At 72.0% G+C, this 12,946-nt stretch carries 11 protein-coding genes; 5 read left to right on the forward strand and 6 right to left on the reverse strand.

Features of this window, described 5'->3' with window-relative positions; genetic code table 11:
* The first annotated feature begins 13 nt into the window (after positions 1 to 13).
* Positions 14 to 856, forward strand: a complete 843-nt coding sequence (locus tag SROS_RS09505) for a GNAT family N-acetyltransferase (RefSeq protein WP_012888700.1) — start codon at positions 14 to 16, stop codon at positions 854 to 856.
* 46 nt (positions 857 to 902) lie between these two features.
* Here the strand turns inward: SROS_RS09505 and SROS_RS09510 are convergent, their stop codons facing one another.
* The 5 genes from SROS_RS09510 to SROS_RS09530 form a co-directional block, all read right to left on the reverse strand.
* Positions 903 to 1,280, reverse strand: a complete 378-nt coding sequence (locus tag SROS_RS09510; RefSeq protein WP_012888701.1) for a DUF3037 domain-containing protein — start codon at positions 1,278 to 1,280, stop codon at positions 903 to 905.
* Positions 1,277 to 2,086: a HipA family kinase gene (locus tag SROS_RS09515; protein ID WP_012888702.1), complete on the reverse strand. Its 810-nt coding sequence runs from the start codon at positions 2,084 to 2,086 to the stop codon at positions 1,277 to 1,279. The genes SROS_RS09510 and SROS_RS09515 overlap by 4 nt, the downstream gene beginning before the upstream one ends.
* A gap of 134 nt (positions 2,087 to 2,220) precedes the next feature.
* Positions 2,221 to 3,102 carry a TIGR03619 family F420-dependent LLM class oxidoreductase gene (locus tag SROS_RS09520; protein WP_012888703.1) on the reverse strand — a complete coding sequence of 294 codons (882 nt, stop codon included), beginning with the start codon at positions 3,100 to 3,102 and terminating at the stop codon, positions 2,221 to 2,223.
* 255 nt (positions 3,103 to 3,357) lie between these two features.
* Positions 3,358 to 4,608, reverse strand: a complete 1,251-nt coding sequence (locus SROS_RS09525) for an LLM class flavin-dependent oxidoreductase (RefSeq protein WP_012888704.1) — start codon at positions 4,606 to 4,608, stop codon at positions 3,358 to 3,360.
* The gene (locus tag SROS_RS09530) at positions 4,605 to 5,396 is read right to left on the reverse strand and encodes an alpha/beta fold hydrolase (RefSeq protein WP_012888705.1); all 792 of its coding nucleotides are present in this window, start codon (positions 5,394 to 5,396) and stop codon (positions 4,605 to 4,607) included. The genes SROS_RS09525 and SROS_RS09530 overlap by 4 nt, the downstream gene beginning before the upstream one ends.
* A 107-nt stretch (positions 5,397 to 5,503) precedes the next feature.
* Here SROS_RS09530 and SROS_RS09535 point away from each other — a divergent pair, with 107 nt between their 5' ends.
* The 3 genes from SROS_RS09535 (at position 5,504) to SROS_RS45825 (ending at position 9,942) form a co-directional block, all read left to right on the forward strand.
* On the forward strand, positions 5,504 to 6,328 hold the full coding sequence (locus SROS_RS09535) for an LLM class F420-dependent oxidoreductase (RefSeq protein WP_012888706.1): 825 nt from the start codon (positions 5,504 to 5,506) through the stop codon (positions 6,326 to 6,328).
* A gap of 26 nt (positions 6,329 to 6,354) precedes the next feature.
* Positions 6,355 to 7,800, forward strand: coding sequence for a serine/threonine-protein kinase (locus tag SROS_RS45820; RefSeq protein ID WP_012888707.1), 1,446 nt, complete (start codon positions 6,355 to 6,357; stop codon positions 7,798 to 7,800).
* A gap of 120 nt (positions 7,801 to 7,920) precedes the next feature.
* The gene (locus SROS_RS45825) at positions 7,921 to 9,942 is read left to right on the forward strand and encodes a serine/threonine-protein kinase (protein ID WP_012888708.1); all 2,022 of its coding nucleotides are present in this window, start codon (positions 7,921 to 7,923) and stop codon (positions 9,940 to 9,942) included.
* Positions 9,943 to 10,038: 96 nt separating this feature from the next.
* On the opposite strand, the gene SROS_RS09550 is transcribed toward SROS_RS45825, so the two are convergent.
* Positions 10,039 to 10,584: a TetR/AcrR family transcriptional regulator gene (locus SROS_RS09550; RefSeq protein WP_012888709.1), complete on the reverse strand. Its 546-nt coding sequence runs from the start codon at positions 10,582 to 10,584 to the stop codon at positions 10,039 to 10,041.
* Positions 10,585 to 10,708: 124 nt separating this feature from the next.
* On the opposite strand from SROS_RS09550, the gene SROS_RS09555 reads away from it, so the two are divergent.
* Entirely contained in the window at positions 10,709 to 12,946 is a 2,238-nt protein-coding gene (locus tag SROS_RS09555; protein WP_043651682.1) for an MMPL family transporter, read from the forward strand.

Genomic DNA, 12,946 nt, shown 5'->3' on the forward strand with positions numbered 1-12,946 from the left:
GGCTGAGCGCGTGATGCTGCGCACAACGGCGTCGCGCGTGCTCGACGACAACGATCGTGACGAGGTGCTGGCGCTCTTGGACGCCGATCCTGTCGTCAACGTGTTCGTCGCCTCCAGGGTCCGTGCCGTCGGGCTCAATCCGGCCAGGCTCGGTGGTCAGATGTGGGGATTCGGGCCACGTGGCGGCCTGACCTCTCTCTGCTATGCCGGGGCGAACCTGGTCCCGGTGAACGCCGGCACGGACGCCGTGCACGCCTTCGCTGACCGCGCCCGTAAGCAGGGCCGTCGTTGTTCCTCGATCGTCGGCCCCGCGGACGCCGTCGCGCCGCTGTGGGAGCGGCTGGAGCCCTACTGGGGCGCCGCCCGTGCGATCCGCCGGGCCCAGCCGGTGATGGCGGTCACCACGCCGTCCCCGGTCCCGATCGACCCTCTGGTCAGGCGGGTGCGGCCGGAGGAGTTCGAGATCCTGCTCCCCGCCTGCGTGGCGATGTTCACCGAGGAGGTGGGCATCTCCCCGGAGGCCGGTGACGGCGGAGCCCTCTACCGCTCCAGGGTGGCCGAGCTGATCCGGATCGGCCGGTCCTACGCGCGGATCGAGCACGGCCGGGTCGTCTTCAAGGCCGAGGTCGGCGCGGTCACGCCGCTGGCCTGCCAGATCCAGGGCGTCTGGGTCCATCCCGACCTGCGCGGCCGGGGGCACGCGGTAGCCGGGATGGCCTCGGTGGTCAAGCACGCTCTCGACTGCTTCGCACCGGTGGTCTCGCTGTACGTCAACGACTACAACGCCCCGGCCCGGGCCGCCTACCACAAGGCCGGGTTCAAAGAGATCGGCACCTTCATGTCGGTGCTCTTCTAGGGCGCGCCGGTCCGGAGCGTGCCGGAGCCTCCGAGGAGGCGCCGGCTCACAGGCTGCGGACCAGCCTGGCCACCAGGCGTTCCAGCTCGGCTCCGGGGTCGGCGGTGAGGCCGGCGTGGACCGGGCCGGTCTGCACGATCGTGCTGCGCGGGGCGGTCAGCCAGCGGAACCGGCTGCCGAGCGGCTCCCCGCCCAGCGGTCCCGCGTCGGTCGTGCAGGAGAGCTCGTAGGCGCCGAGTGCGTGCCGTACCCCGTCGACGTCCGCGTGGGCGTCGAGCGCGTGCAGCCGGGTCTCGTCCAGCTCCACCCGCGCGCACAGGTAGTCGCGCGGCTGGCAGTAGAGCACCACCCCGGCGTTGATCAGCTCGCCCCGCTCCACGCGGGGGACCACCCGGATGACGGCGTACTCGTAGACGTCTCTCACCGGCTGTCCTTCCAGAACGCGCCCACCGAGCCGGTCTTCCGCTCCTGCCTGGGGGCGGCCGAGGGGTCGGGCAGCCATGCGCGGGGCCCCTGCGCGCGAGCCAGCAGGTGCTCGACATACGCCTGCCGTACGGCCTGCGCCCCGTCGAACCCGGGCTCGTCCTCCAGCCACTCGTCGGGGACCTCGTCCACGATCCCGTCGAGGAAATCCCTGGTGATCATCTCGCTGAGCCCGGCGTCGGCCTCGGCCATCCGGGTGGCGAACGGCGCCAGCACGTGGTCACCCGCGTCGAAGCCGCGCTGCGGGTCGGCGGTGGGCCAGTTGTGGTGGAACCAGAGGGCGGCGCCGTGGTCGATCAGCCAGATGTCGCCGTGCCAGAGGAGCAGGTTCGGGTTGCGCCAGCTCCGGTCCACGTTGTGGATCAGAGCGTCGAACCAGAGCAGCCGGGAGGCGAGACCGGGGTCCGGGGGCCAGGCGAGCGGCTCGAAGCCGAGGGCGCCGGGCAGGAAGTCGACCGCCAGGTTGTGGCCCTCGCTGGCCTTGAGCAGATCCTGGATCTCCTCGTCGGGCTCCCGGGCGCCGAGCTGCGGGTCGACCTCGATGACCTTCAGCTCGGGGGTCCGGAAGCCGAGCCGCCTGGCCAGCTCGGCGGAGATGATCTCCGCGACGAGCACCCGGCGGCCCTGCCCGGCCCCGCGGAACTTCACGACGTAGGTGCCGAGGTCGTCGGCCTCCACCACCCCGGGGAGCGACCCGCCCTCGCGTAGGGGCGTCACGTAGCGGGTCGCCGTGATCTCTTCCAGCACTCCGCCAGGCTACCCGGTCGCGCGGTCCCGGAGGGCGCACGGTGCCGGCCGTCGTACCAGGCCCGCGACACCGCGGCGGGGATCGGGTGCCGTCCGGGGAGCGGATCCGGTGAGAGCTGTCAGCCGGGCCGCGGTCACATCCTGGAGACGACCTCTTCGGCGAAACGCTCGATGGTGGCGACCTTGAGCGCGAGGCTGTCGCCGTGCTCGGCCTTCTCCTCAGGGGTGGCGAGCCACCAGGGGGCGGCCATGGTGCCGGTGACGCCCTTCTCCGCGAAGCGCCGGTAGGTCCCGGCGTCGGGCATGACCGCGAGAGGGGCGATGATCTCCAGGGCGTCCTCGGCCCGGCCGTACTCCTTCAGGTAGCGCCGGAGGTCGGCGAGGACCACGTCGAGCTGCTCCTCGGAGTAGACGCGGTTGCCCATCCAGCCGTCACCGAGCCGTGCCGCGCGGCGGAGCGCCGGCTCGCTGTCGCCGCCGACGAAGAACGGCACCGGCCGGGCGGGGACGGGGGAGATCGACAGCGGGCCGTACTCGAAGTGGGCGCCGTGGTGCTCGACCGTGCCGCCCGCCCAGAGCCGGCGCAGCGCGGGGACCATCTCGTCCAGCCTGCGGCCCCGGGTGTGGAAGTCCTGGCCGGTCTGGACGAACTCCTCCTTGCACCAGCCGACGCCGACGCCGAACGTCACCCGGTCCCCGGAGATCACCGCCGCGGTGGAGACCTGCTTGGCGACCGTGAACAGGTCGCGGGCCGGGGCGACGTAGACGTTCGGGGCGAAGCGCAGCGTGGAGGTGACCGCGGCCATCGCGCCGATCGTCACCCACACGTCGGGCCAGTGGGTCTCGGCGTTCCAGCGGGGCGCGCCCGTCCTGGAGTAGGGGTAGGGGGAGTCGAAGTCGGCGTAGAAGATGTGGTCCGACAGCGTGAGCGTGTGGATGCCGCACCGTTCCGACACCTTGGCCAGCTCGATGAACTGGTCGGTCTCGACGAACGACGCTCCAAGCCAGAACTGCACGGATCCTCCCCGAGTTTCTCGGATATTGAAATTTCCGGATATGTCCCCCCGGCGCAGCCGGGGGGACATATCCGGAGTGGTCGGGACGTGCCCACGCTTGCCGGAAGCCGGAAGCCGGAAGCCGGAAGCCGGAAGCCGGAAGCCGGAAGCCGGAAGCGGGAGGCGGGAAGCCGGAAGCCGGAGGCGGGAGGCGGGAAGCTGGAAACCGGACGCGGGAAGCCGGAGCCGGGTGCCGGGTGCCGGGGGCGGGCGGGGTCAGTCGGAGAACTCGGGGATGACCTTGGTGGCGAAGAGTTCGAGGTTGCGCTTGACGGTGTCGAGGGGGAGGACCCCCTGCTGTCCCTGCATGAACAGGCCGAACCACTCCAGGTCGGGCATCCGGTCGAGCATGCGCTGGATGCCGCGCTTGACGTCGTCGGGACCGCCCAGCAGGGCCATCTCGACCTCGTTCATGCGCTTGTAGTCGCCCTTCTCCGGGCTGATCGGCTGGTGCCTGTCGTCCTCCTTCTTGCGGAGGACCTCCAGGTAGCCGAACGGGCCGAAGAAGGCGGCGAAGTCCTTCTGCATGCTCTTGCCGTAGGTGGCGATGGCCTCCTCGCGGGTGTCGGCCATGCCGACGATCTTGAGGATGCCGGTGTGCTCGCCCAGCTTGTAGTCGCGGCCGCACTTGGCCGACTCCTCCTGGTAGAGCTTGGCCTTGGCGGCGTGCTCGTCCGGGTTCGGGGTGAACATCCACGGCAGGATGTCCTCCTGCGCGGCCCGGATCACCGAGCGGTCGGAGATGGTGAACGGCTGCCACAGCTCCGGATACGGATACTGGTACGGCTTGGGCCCGACCGAGACGGCATGGATCCTGCCCTGGTCGTCCACCTCGCCCGGCGCGCCGAACTTCTGGGTCCACTCCAGCGCGGGCCAGCCCTCGATGCCGTCGAACGGCGCGGGCACCTCGTAGTCCAGCACGTCGGACTTGTAGCGCAGCGTGTCCTGGGTCCACGCCATCTTCATGATCTTCAGGACCTCGCCGAAGACGTCGAAGTTGCGGGTGTCGCTCTTGGAGCCGTCGGAGCGGGCGGCGGAGGCCTGCCAGCGCTGGCCCAGCACGTTCATCCACCGGTTCTGGTAGCCGCGGGCCACGCCCAGGCGGAGCCGTCCCTTGCTGAACTGGTCCAGAAGGGCCACGTCCTCGGCCGCCCTGATCGGGTCCCAGGCGGGCAGCACGATGCCCAGCGGGGCCAGCAGGATGCGCTCGGTCCTGGCCGCCAGGTCGGTGAGGAACATCAGCGGGTTCACCGAGAACTCGAAGCCCTCGGAGTGGAAGTGGTGCTCGGTCATCATCAGCGCGTCGAAGCCGATCTGGTCGGCGTGGATCGCGATCTCGCGGACCTCGTGGAGCAGCGCCTGATAGGACTCGACGTCCCGCCCGATCGGCCGCTTGGCGACCGCGTTCTCCTCGTTGGAGTATCCGGAGCCGGGGATCTGCGGGTTGAGGAATATCGAGAACTTCATGCCAGGCTCCTTAGCCAGTACGTGACGACGAGGAGGAACTCCCCGGGGCGTTCCTCGTGCAGCCGGTGGCCGCTGCCCTCCCAGGTGACGGCCCTGGAGTGCGGGTCCTTGAACAGGTCCGCCTCCCACGCGGCCTGGGCCGGGTCGAACCAGAAGGTCAGCACCGGGCAGGTCCGGCGTGACAGGTATCCGTCGGAGTTGGGGCGGACGCCGAGCGCGTCCGGTCCGCCGAACATCGCCTCGAACGCCTGGAGCAGCACGTGCGGGGGCGTGGCGAGGATCCGCCGCCGGTGCCACTCGCGCAGCCATTCCGGGGTCGCCCGGGTGGAGGTCCACTGGTCGTTGCGGAGGGCGGCGGCCACGGGGTCCTCGCGCATCCGCTCGATCAGCGCGGGGAAGGAGTCCGCCACCGCACCGGTGAAGCCGTACCCCGGGTCGACCGTGACCAGCGCCCTGACCAGCGAGGGGTGTTCCACGGCCAGGTGGGAGACGATCTGGCCCCCCATCGAGTGGCCGATCGCCACGCAGGACTCGACGCCGAGTGTGAGGCAGAGCAGGGCGAGGTCCTCGGCCATCCGCCGGGGGGTGTTGCCGGTCTCCGGCGCGGAGGAGTAGCCGTGTCCGCGCACGTCCACCGCGATGACCCGGTACCGTTCGGCGAGCGAGGGGATGTGGTGGACCCACTCGTGGGAGTCCGATCCCAGGCCGTGGACGAGCAGCAGCGTCGTGTCCCCCGCCCCGTCGTCGGTGTGGAACAGCCGCACGTCACCTAAGTCCGTGAACGCCATGAGCGCCCTTCCGTGAGGATTGCCCGCCTGGCAAGCTACCCTAGGAATGGTAACCGAGCAATCGCTTGGTTTATCAAGGGGTCGGTGCGGGGAAACCGGAGGCTGTCATGCGGCTGGGTGTCACGATGTTCGCCACCGACCGGTCGATGCCGGTCGCGGAACTGGCCAGGGCCGCGGAGGAGCGCGGGTTCGCCTCCCTCTACCTGCCCGAGCACACCCACATCCCGGTCTCGCGCCGTACGGCTCCCGCCGCCGGGCAGGCCGTGCTCCCCGAGGAGTACAGCCGCACGCTCGACCCGTTGGTCGCGCTCTCCCACGCGGCGGCCGTGACCGGCCGGATCACCCTCGGCACCGGCATCATGCTCGCCGCCCAGCGTGAGCCCATCGTGACCGCCAAGGCTGTCGCCACCCTCGACCACCTGTCCGGCGGCCGGGTGGTGCTCGGCGTCGGGTTCGGCTGGAACGTCGAGGAGATCGAGGACCACAACGTCACCTACGGCTCCCGCCGCGACGTCGCCCGAGAGCACATCCTCGCGATGAAGGTGCTGTGGAGCGAGGAGGAGGCCGGTTTCACGGGCCGTCACGTGAGCTTCGAGCCCTCCTGGTCCTGGCCCAAGCCGGTGTCCGGACCGCCCGTCTACGTGGGCGGCGCGGCGGGCCCGAAGCTCTTCGCCCACATCGCCGAGTACGCCGACGGCTGGATGCCGATCGGCGGCAAGGGGGTCAGGGCGGCGCTCCCCGCCCTGCGCGAGGCCTGCGAGAGGGCGGGGCGCGAGATGGCCAAGGTGATCCCGTTCGGGACGCTGCCGAGTGAGGAGAAGCTCGACTACTACGCGGGAATGGGCGTCGAGGAGGTCGTGTTCAGCCTCCCCGGCGCCCCCGCCGATCAGGTGCTCCCGGTGCTCGACGGTTACGCGGGTTTTCTGAGGTGACGTGGAGATCGTTATAGTCAGGTCCCATGTCGCGTCCGGTTCCGCTCCGGCCGGAGGACCCCCGGCAACTCGGTCGCTACCGGCTGATCAACCGTCTCGGCGCGGGAGGTCAGGGGGTCGTCTTCCTCGCCGAGTCCCCGGAGCGCCCGCGCGTGGCGGTGAAGCTGCTGCACGCGCGGCTGCTGGACGACGAGAGGGTCCGCCGCCGCCTCGTCGGCGAGGTCGAGGCCGTCCGGCGGGTGGCCCCCTTCTGCACGGCCCAGGTGCTCGACGCCGACCTCGACGGTGACCGCCCCTACATCGTGAGCGAGCTCGTCGACGGGGTCTCGCTCCAGGAGCACATCGCGGCCGAGGGGCCGCGCGTCGACGGCTCGCTGGACCGGATCGCGGTCGGCACGGCCACCGCGCTGGCCGCCATCCACCGGGCCGGGGTGGTCCACCGCGACTTCAAGCCGGGCAACGTCCTGCTCGGCATGGACGGCCCGCGAGTGATCGACTTCGGCATCTCCCGGATGATGGACGCCACGATCACCACCGGAAAGATCCCCTTCGGCACCCCGGCCTACATGTCCCCCGAGCAGATCAAGGGCGAGTCCGCCGGGCCTCCGGCCGACATGTTCAGCTGGGCGCTCACCGTCGCCTACGCCGCCACCGGCCGCCACGCCTTCTCCGCCGGGTCCTACCACGAGGTGCTGGCCAGGATCCTGTACGGCAGGCCCGACCTCGGCCCGCTGGACGGCCCGCTCCGGGAGATCGTGGTCTCCTGCCTGGCCGTCGAGCCCGGAGACCGGCCGGTCGCCGAGGAGGTGCTGCGCCGGCTGTACGGCAGCACCGCCGCCTCCCGGCCGGACGGCCCGCCGGGGGCCGGTCCGGTCTCCGCGTCCGGTTTCCCGACGGCGGAGCTTCCGGTGACCGAGGATCCCGTGTCCGGTTTCCCGACGGCGGAGCTTCCGGTGACCGAGGATCCGGCGTCCGGTTTCTCGACCGGGGAGCTCCCGGTGACCGGGGACCCGATCGTCGAGCCGCGGGCGCCGGAGGGCTCGACCGCCGAGCTTCCCGCGGTGCGGACGCCGCGAGGACGGCGCCGGTGGCTCCTGATCGCGGCGGCGGGAGTGGCGATCACGGCCGCGGTGGCCGGAGCCGCCGCGGCCTGGCTCCGTGACGACTTCTCCTACAAGGGGACCTGGGTCGGGGTCGCCGACCACGCCACCGCCGAACGGGTCTTCCCGGTGGAGGTCCGTTTCGCGGAGGAGGCGGTGAGCATGAGGTGGGGCGCCGACCTGCACTGCACCGCACGGCTCTCCCCGACCGGCGCCGGCGCCGCCTACCGGCTGGAGCAGGTCAGGGGCAGGCAGTGCTATCCGGGCACGGTGGTGTTCTCCCGGGACGGTGCCGACAGGCTGGTCTTTCAGGTGACGAGATCGGGCGAGGCGGAGGCCCGCTACTCGGGCGCGGTGACCCGTTCCTCCTGATTTCCCCCTGATCCGGGCATCACATGAGTGTCACGGTCGGGGAACCAAGGGCTTCCCCACCGTTGACTGCCGGGAATACCTCTTCTTGAGTGGGAAGAGTGGTGGGGAGGGGAGGCTCGCGTGCCGCATGCGCAGCCGCTCAGGACGGGGGACCTCGACAGGCTCGGCGAATACGTGGTCGTCGGCCGCCTGGGAGAGGGCGGTCAGGGGGTGGTCTATCTCGGAACGCACCCCGCGACCGGCTCCGAGCCCTATGCGATCAAGTTGCTGCACGGCCCGCTCGGGGAGGACGAGGCGGTCTTCCTCCGCGAGGTCGAGCTCGCCAAACAGGTCGCCCGCTTCTGCACCGCCCAGGTGATCGAAGCCGGGCTGGCGGGTGACCGCCCCTTCATCGTCAGCGAATACGTCGACGGTCCGTCGCTCCACCGCGAGGTCAGGGCCGGTGGACCTCGCGGCGGAGGCGCGCTGGAGCGCCTGGCCGTCGGCACGGCCACCGCGCTCGCGGCCATTCACCGGGCCGGGATCGTGCACCGCGACTTCAAGCCGCAGAACGTGCTGCTGGGCCCCGACGGGCCGAGGGTCATCGACTTCGGCCTGGCCAGGGCCCTGGACGCGGGAGCCACGCAGAGCGGGCGCGGCGCGGGCACGCCGGCCTACATGGCGCCCGAACAGGTGGAGGGGGCCGAGATCCGTGCCGCGGCCGACGTCTTCTCCTGGGGCGCCACGGTCTGCTTCGCCGCCAACGCCCAGGCGCCGTTCGGGCAGGACTCGATCGCGGCCGTGCTGCACCGCGTCCTCACCGCCCCACCGGAACTGGGCCGCCTCGACGGGTGGCTCCGCGAGCTGGTCGCCGGCTGCCTGGAGAAGGACCCCCGGAACCGCCCCACCAGCCGGGAACTGCTGCTCACACTGCTCGGAGACGATGACGTACGGCCCGCGGAACCGGGATCGGCGCCGGCCACGGGGCCGGTGGTGCCCGAGGTCCGGGCGGGGCCGGCCCTGTCCCGGTCCCGGCCGGGGCGAGGTCCGTCGTGGACCTCCCGGCCGGGGCGGGCCCTGTCATGGACCTCGGCGGGCCCGGTTCCGTCCGGCGGCTCCCCGCCCGCACCGCCCTTCCGCGACCTCGGCGGTGCGCCCGATGAGTCCACCGAGGCGCGGACCCGCCCGGGGCGGGCGGCGACCAGGGCCTCGGTCGCGGTGTCGGGGGCGCTGCTGGTGAGCGCGGCCGTGCTGGTCGCGGTGCTCGTCCCGGCACTGAGCGGGAACGACGAGCCGGTCGGTCCGGGCCGGCAGGGAGGGGCGGGAAGGGCGGCGGAGACGCCCGGCGCCCGGGTCGAGTCCACCCCGCAGCCGGCCAGGGCGGCCCGCCCGGCCAGGCACCCGGCGGGCACGGGCGTCAGAAGCACCTCCGCCCCGTCTCCTGATCCCTCGACGCCTCCGGCCGTCACCGGGGTCGCGGTGCCGGCGCTCGCCGGGCTGGGCCGTTCCGAGGCGCTGAACCTGCTCGAAGAGGCCGGCCTGGCCGCCGGAGCCATCACCTCGGTCGACTCCGACCTCCGGGTCGGGCAGGTGCTCAGGAGCCGGCCGGAGGCGCGGACCGTGGTCGCCAGGGGGACCAGGGTCAACCTGGAGCTCTCCGCGGGGGTCGCCGTGCCGGTGCTGGCCGGTCTTCACAGGCGGCAGGCCGAGGCGGCTCTCGCCCGGGCGGGGCTGGTCCCGGGTGGGATCACCGCGCGGTGTTCGGCTGAGCCGGCGGGCCGGGTCCTCGCCAGCACCCCCGACGCGGCCGAGCGCGTCTCCTCGGGCAGCGCGGTGGCACTCGTCGTGTCCAGGCGCGGGGTCGAGGTGCCCTCGGTCGTCGGTCAGCGGGAGGCGGACGCGCGGAGCGCGCTCAGCGGGGCGGGCTTCGCCGTACGGGTGCGCCCCCGGCTCGTCGACGACCCGTCGCGGTCCGGTGTGGTGCTGGCGCAGGGAGGGGCGTCCGGCCCGTGTGCCCGGCCGAACGCCGTGGTCGTGATCACGGTCGGTGTCGAGGGACAGAACGGCCCCGGCCCCGGCCCCGACCCCGACGAGACGACGGTCCCCGTGGACCCGACGGTCACGGACGGGCCCGGCCGTGCCAGGGACGTGCTGTCGGGCTGAGCGGCCGGGGCCGCCTGTAGGGAGGGGGCGGGTGCCGGGGCAAGAGGCCGGGGTGTCGGGCTGAGAGCGAGGTGTCAGGCCGAGAGGCCGTACAGGTCAGGCCGAGAGGTCGTACAGGGCGGAGGCGGCGGTGAGCAGGTGCTCCCGGACGACCTCCTCCGGAAGGTCGATCGTCTTGACCACGACGCTCTGCAGGGCGCCCAGGAGTGCCCAGGCGCGCACCCGCCGGCCGGGGTCCGGGTCCGACGAGGCCAGGCGGGTGTAGATCGCGTCCCGGAAGGCGCGGATGGCCTCGCCGGGGGACCCGGGCGGGGCGTCGTCGGCGCCGCTGATGTCCTCCATGATCAGGCGGACGATGGCCCGGTGCCGGACCGTGAAGGTCACCAGCGCCTCGACGAACTCGCGCTCGCCGTCGAAGCCGGTCTCGAACAGGGCCACGATGTCCTCGGCGGCGGGGGCGATCAGCTCGGCGGCCAGCCGGTCCTTCGGATGGAAGTGGTAGGCGACGGCGGTCTTCGTCAGCCCGACGGCCGAGGCGATGTCGGCCAGCGAGGTCGCGGCGTAGCCGCGCTCGGCGAAGAGCTGGCGGGCGGCCTCAAGAATCCGGCTACGCGTGTCGTAGCCGTGCTCAAGTGTGGTCATCGTCTCATTCCCGCACGGTCTAGAGCATTCCGGTATGTCCGCGCCTACGCTTTCATCGTAGGTTCTGTACGCCCGTACAGGACGGCGTTTCAGGCACATTTCAGACTTAATGGGGCGATTGCCGATGTCTGGCTTGCTGGGACGGCTGGGAAGCTGGTGCGCGAGGCACGGCAGGATCGTGCTGGCACTGTGGGTGACCGCCGCGGTGCTGCTGACCGCGGGGTCGGTCGTGTTCGCCGGTCCGGTGAGCAACAACGTGACCATACCCGGTACGGACGCGCAGCGGGCCCACGACCTGATGCGCGACGGCTTCGGCCCCGGCTACGACCCGGGGGGCACGGTCCAGATCGTGCTCTACTCCCCGGACGGCCCCCTCACCTCCCAGCGCCGGGTGCGCGCGGTCCACCGGGCGATGGACGGGATCCGCCGGGTCCCGCACGTGGCGGAGGTGCAGAGCCCCTACCGCGTCGGCGGCCTGGCGCCCAGCATGGAGATCGGCCTCATCACGGTCAGGCTCAAGGGCCACGACAACGGCAAGCTGGCCGAGACCACCCGCCGGCTCTCCGAGGCGGCCGAGCCCGTGCGTGCGCTCGGCGTGGAGGCGGTGCCCGCCGACGCGTCCACCCCGGCGGACAAGGAGATCAAGACCGGGACCAGCGAGATCATCGGCGTGGTCTGCGCGCTGCTGGTGCTGCTGTTCGCCTTCGGCACGCTGGTTGCCGCGATGATCCCGATCTTCGCGGCGCTGGTCAGCATCGCGACCGGCCTGGGGGTGATCAGCCTGCTCGGCCACGTCGTGGACGTCCCCAAGCAGGCCTCCATCATGGCGACGATGATCGGCCTCGGCGTCGGCATCGACTACGCGCTCTTCCTGCTCAGCAGGTACCGCAGGCTGCTGGCCGACGGGCTGCCGGTGCACGACGCGGTGCGCCGGACGGTCGCGAGTTCGGGCGGCGCGGTGGTGTTCGCCGGCGGCACGGTGATCATCGCGCTCAGCGCGCTGCTGCTCGGCGGCTTCCCTCTGCTGCAGACGCTCGGCTGGATCACCGGCATCTCGGTCGTCTGCGCGGTGCTCACCTCCATCACCCTCGTCCCCGCCCTGCTCGGCCTGCTCGGGCACCGGATCAACGCGCTGCGGCTGCCCTTCATGGGCCGGCGCAAGACGGCGGACGAGGCCTCGGGCTGGAGCGCCCTGGGGGCCTGGGTCGCGAAGCGGCCCTGGAGCGTGCTCGTGCTCAGCGTCGCCGTCCTCGCCGCGCTGACCGCGCCCGCCCTCGCGCTCAAGCTCGGCCCGCTGGACGACGGCTACGGTGACAGGGACACCGCGGCCCGCCGCTCCTACGAGCTCATGCAGGCCGGATTCGGGCCCGGGATCAACGGGCCGCTGGTCGTGGTCGCCTCCCTCGACGAGAAGGTCGTCGACCGCGACCCCGCGCCCGCCGTACTCCGGCTCCTGAAGGAGAAGGCCGGCGCGGTCGAGGGGGTGGCCCACGTCGGCGAGCCCGTGCTGAACGAGGGCGGCACCGCCGTGCTGGTCCAGGCCGTCACCGAGTACGCGCCCAGCGATACGCGGGCGCTGGAGGTGGTCGAGGACATGCGCGCGATCCGGGTGCCGGGAGCGCGGGTGCACGTGGGCGGCGAGGTGGCCGCCATGTCCGACGCGAGCGCCAGGATCGCCGACCGCACCCCGCTGGTCGTCGGCGTCGTGGTGCTGCTCAGCGCGTTGCTGCTGCTCCTGGCGTTCCGGTCGCCGGTGGTCGCCATCAAGGCCGCGCTGATGAACCTGGTCTCGCTCGGTGCCGCGTTCGGCGCGCTCTCGCTGGTCTTCTCCCTCGGCCTGGGCAGCGGGCTGGTCGGCATGGACCCGCCGGTGGGCGCGGACGACTCCTACCTGACCACGCTGTTCTTCACGGTGCCGATCGACAGCTACATCCCGCTGATGCTGTTCGCGGTGCTGTTCGGCCTGTCGATGGACTACGAGGTCTTCCTGCTCACCGCGGTACGGCAGGCGTATCTGAGGCACGGCGACAACCGCAGGGCGGTGGCCGAGGGGCTGGGCACGACCGGCCGGGTCATCACCTCCGCCGCCCTGATCATGGTCGCCGTCTTCGTCGCGTTCATCGCCTACCCCGATCCCATGGTCAAGATCTTCGGTGTCGGCCTGGCCGTGGCCGTGGCGGTGGACGCCACCGTCATCCGGGGCTTCCTGGTCCCGGCCACCATGGTCCTGCTCGGCAGGTTCAACTGGTGGTGCCCCGGGTGGCTGGACCGGATCCTGCCCAACCTCTCCATCGAGGGACACGAGGAGGAGTCCCCCGCCGGAGAGCCCCGCAAGGAGCTCGTCGTCGCCGGCCACGGCTGA

Source organism: Streptosporangium roseum DSM 43021, assembly GCF_000024865.1.
In the GTDB taxonomy this organism is placed as follows: domain Bacteria; phylum Actinomycetota; class Actinomycetes; order Streptosporangiales; family Streptosporangiaceae; genus Streptosporangium; species Streptosporangium roseum.

Excerpts from the sequence above, each read along its gene's own strand:
- SROS_RS09535 (WP_012888706.1), top strand. The coding sequence starts at position 5,504 with ATGCGGCTGGGTGTCACGATGTTCGCCACCGACCGGTCGATGCCGGTC.
- SROS_RS09505 (WP_012888700.1), top strand. The coding sequence starts at position 14 with ATGCTGCGCACAACGGCGTCGCGCGTGCTCGACGACAACGATCGTGAC.
- SROS_RS45820 (WP_012888707.1), top strand. The coding sequence starts at position 6,355 with ATGTCGCGTCCGGTTCCGCTCCGGCCGGAGGACCCCCGGCAACTCGGT.
- SROS_RS09530 (WP_012888705.1), bottom strand. The coding sequence starts at position 5,396 with ATGGCGTTCACGGACTTAGGTGACGTGCGGCTGTTCCACACCGACGAC.
- SROS_RS09525 (WP_012888704.1), bottom strand. The coding sequence starts at position 4,608 with ATGAAGTTCTCGATATTCCTCAACCCGCAGATCCCCGGCTCCGGATAC.
- SROS_RS09555 (WP_043651682.1), top strand. The coding sequence starts at position 10,709 with ATGTCTGGCTTGCTGGGACGGCTGGGAAGCTGGTGCGCGAGGCACGGC.
- SROS_RS09550 (WP_012888709.1), bottom strand. The coding sequence starts at position 10,584 with ATGACCACACTTGAGCACGGCTACGACACGCGTAGCCGGATTCTTGAG.